Source organism: Fibrobacter sp., assembly GCF_017551775.1.
GTDB lineage: Bacteria > Fibrobacterota > Fibrobacteria > Fibrobacterales > Fibrobacteraceae > Fibrobacter.
In genome coordinates, this window is the sequence record NZ_JAFZKX010000024.1 from 1 (window position 1) to 3319 (window position 3319).

The 3319-nt window shown below is 51.6% G+C and carries 3 protein-coding genes; 2 read left to right on the forward strand and 1 reads right to left on the reverse strand.

Annotated elements, in window-relative coordinates; genetic code table 11:
- A partial coding sequence (locus IK012_RS02900) for a flavodoxin (RefSeq protein ID WP_290950236.1) occupies positions 1–1287 on the forward strand: 1287 nt, incomplete at its 5' end.
- 112 nt (positions 1288–1399) lie between these two features.
- On the opposite strand, the gene IK012_RS02905 is transcribed toward IK012_RS02900, so the two are convergent.
- The gene (locus IK012_RS02905; RefSeq protein WP_290950238.1) at positions 1400–2173 is read right to left on the reverse strand and encodes an EFR1 family ferrodoxin; all 774 of its coding nucleotides are present in this window, start codon (positions 2171–2173) and stop codon (positions 1400–1402) included.
- A gap of 158 nt (positions 2174–2331) precedes the next feature.
- Here IK012_RS02905 and IK012_RS02910 point away from each other — a divergent pair.
- The coding region (locus IK012_RS02910; protein ID WP_290950240.1) for an MBL fold metallo-hydrolase at positions 2332–3319 on the forward strand (988 nt) is incomplete at its 3' end.

Here is a 3319-nt window from a genome sequence, read left to right on the forward strand (position 1 = left end):
AAGGTCTCCGATTTCTATATCGGCAAGTTCGAGGTGACGCAGAAACTTTACCGCGAGGTGACGGGCGAAAATCCGTCGAGTTTCAAGGGCGATGATTTGCCTGTAGAAAATGTGACTTGGCTCGATGCAGTTCGCTTTTGCAACAAGTTGAGCAAGCGTGACGGAAAAGCTCCCGTTTACGAAATCAGCGAAGACGGGCAAAGCGTTTCGTGGAATCGCGAGGCGAACGGCTACAGGCTCCCGACCGAAGCGGAGTGGGAATTTGCGGCTCGCGCAGGGACAACGACTCCGTTCTACACCAAGAAGGCTCCCGGTGCCGACGACGTGAATTTTTACGGGCATTATCCGTACCAGATTGAGCAGAATTATTTTAACGACGAGGTGCTGGAAACGCGGCCTGGCGTGTATCGCGGCAATACGCTCAAGGTCGGGAGTTTCGCGCCGAACCCGCTCGGACTCTATGATATTTACGGCAATGTAGGCGAATGGTGCTTTGACTATTATGGCGATTATGGTGCTGCCGCAGGCTCGGCTGCGGTCGATCCGGCGGGGAAATCGAGCGGTACGCGACGAGTGCACCGTGGTGGCGGCTGGAACGACTTTGGCAAGAACTTGCGCAGTGCCTATCGCGGGGCCATGCAGCAGGCTAGCAAAAGTTACAATGTTGGATTCCGCTTGGCGTATAACGCGGGAGCGGGAGTCAAGGGAACATTTGTGACTCAAGAAGCGGCGACCGATAAAAACGCGACATCGCCGAATGTGGCAAATGCCACCGAAATTAATGCGACGAAAACCGTTGCAAGCAAGACACTTATCGTATTTTACTCGTGGAGCGGAAACACGCGCGGAGTTGCAAAAGAAATCAAAAAGCAGACCGGCTTCGACATGGTGGAACTCAAGCTTGAAAAGCCTTATTCCGACGATTACAATACGGTGCTGCGGCAAGCGCAAGCGGACCAGCATAAACAGGCTCGCCCGAAGTTGAAAACGAAAATTTCTGCCGACAAGTGGCGCGAATATGAAACGATTATCATCGGCTACCCGAACTGGTGGGCTTCTATCCCGATGCCGATTGCAACGCTCTTGGAAAGTTACGACTTTTCGGGCAAGAAGATTCTCCCGTTCTGCTCGCATGGCGGCGGTCGCTTTGGGCAAAGCGTTACCGCTATTGCAAAACTCGCCCCGAAGGCAAATATCGGCGAAGGCCTTTCCGTTCACTATTCCGGCGGCACGTCGCTCGCAAGCGATGTCGCCAAGTGGCTCAAGGCGAACGGAGTGAAATACTAACTTTTTAATATGCAAAGCAAAAATTTTCAACTTGATCCCGCCAACGCGACTGTCACGTTCTCGGTGAAATGAAAACAAAACCCCGGCCAACGAGTGGCTGGGGATTTTTGCTTTATTTCCGAATCATATCCTTGAGCGATATTTCGGGATGGTGGTATTGCCACGATTTTTCGATGCTTTTCTTTCCTAGTTGCATGGCCTGATGTGGGCAGAAGTGAACGCAGGCAAGGCATGTCGTGCAATTGTCGCCTGTCACGGCGATGGGCTTTGCTCCTTCTCGTTCTTGCATGGTGATGTTCTCGACGGGGCATACGCGCGCACATGTTCCGCATCCGATACATTTGTCTGGATTGGCGGCTGGCTGGAAAGCCTTTATCATCTTTTGTCCGAACGATGTGTTCATCGTAATCCAGCCCAGCAGGCTCCATCCGCCATAGTGAATCGCGCTTCTGTTGTTCTTAATGTCATCGATAATGCGTTCCAGTCGGCTCGCGTATTTTGTGAATTTCCAGATTTGCTTGTTCGGGTTGCGTTTGTAAGCGATTCCTGCACTGTCCGGTACGCGAATCTTATCGCAGAAGGCAACTTTTGCGCCCATCTGCTTGAACACATGGCGTGCAAACCAAGAAGAAATTCCCACTTGCGCACCGCAGTCGATCACGACGAAAATGTAGGCTTGCGGATTCACGCGAAGCTTGGGCAACAATTTTTGCACGGCAGGGGGCGGGGCAAAATCGTACGACGGATAAACTAATCCGATGCGTTTTTCTCCGTTCAAGTCTTGCTTGACGGCATCCGTGAGCGGAATCACCTGATCGTTTGTTGCTTCTGCAATTTTACGTGCAATCGCAATGCTGTTGCCTGTGCCAGAGAAGTAGAGAATCATGTTGCCCTCTCATGCGTTCCAATTTATTTGATGAACTTCTTGGATTTAATATAGCATTAACTAATGTATATTATAATAGATTCTTCGAATTCCCCTATCTCCTTACAGGGCCCGCTCAGGATGATGCGTGAGGCGGGGATGAAAAGTGTGAGCGTTTGATGACTAAGAAAAAGAAGATTATGATTACGGCGATTGTTTTATCGGTTCTTTTTATACTGGGTGACGCTGGTGTGCTGTTCCTCAGCCAGGCGAAGTTTGGGCGCATTCCGCAGGGCAAGCGTCTGGAGCGTATCAAACAGTCGCCGCATTACGACGGCAAGCAGTTCGTGAACGAGGTCGAGACGGTCACCATGACGGGCGACAAGAACATTTTCGCCGTGTGGAAGGATTTCCTGTTCGGTGACAAGAGTCAGACCGTTCCCGATACCGCGATGAATGTTGTTAAGACGGACCTGAAGTCACTGCCGCTGGACCGCGATTGGATTGTGTGGTTCGGACATTCTTCGTATCTGCTTAATTTGTCAGGAAAGAAGGTGCTGGTGGACCCGGTTTTCTATCAGGGCTCGCCGGTGAGTTTCGTGAACAAGATGTTCAAGGGCACGGACGTTTACAAGCCCGTCGACATGCCGGACATAGACTATCTGGTGATTACACACGACCACTGGGACCATCTGGATTATGAGGTGGTGAAAGAATTGGAGCCGCGCGTGAAGAAGGTGGTGACGGGCCTCGGCGTGGGCGAGCATTTTGAATACTGGGGCTATCCGGTTGAAAAATTGGTGGAACTCGACTGGTGGGAATCTGCCGATTTGGGTGACGGCTTTAGCGTGACGGGAACGCCTGCCAGGCATTTCTCGGGTCGAGATTTAAGGCAGAATAAGACGCTGTGGTCTTCGTTTGCATTCAAGTCGCCCAAGCGTACGGTGTGGATTGGCGGCGATACCGGCTACGGGCCGCACTTCGCGAAGGTCGGGAAGAAATTCCCAGACATAGACTTGGCGATTCTCGAAAACGGGCAGTACAACAAGGACTGGGCCTTGATCCATACAATGCCGCATGAACTGGGTAAGGTGATGAAAGACCTGGATGCCAACCGCTACATGACGGTTCACCATTCCAAGTTCTGCCTGAGCAAGCATTCTTACA

Bases quoted from the DNA above. Each gene is read 5' to 3' on its own strand.
- IK012_RS02905 (WP_290950238.1), bottom strand. From the start codon at position 2,173: ATGATTCTCTACTTCTCTGGCACAGGCAACAGCATTGCGATTGCACGT.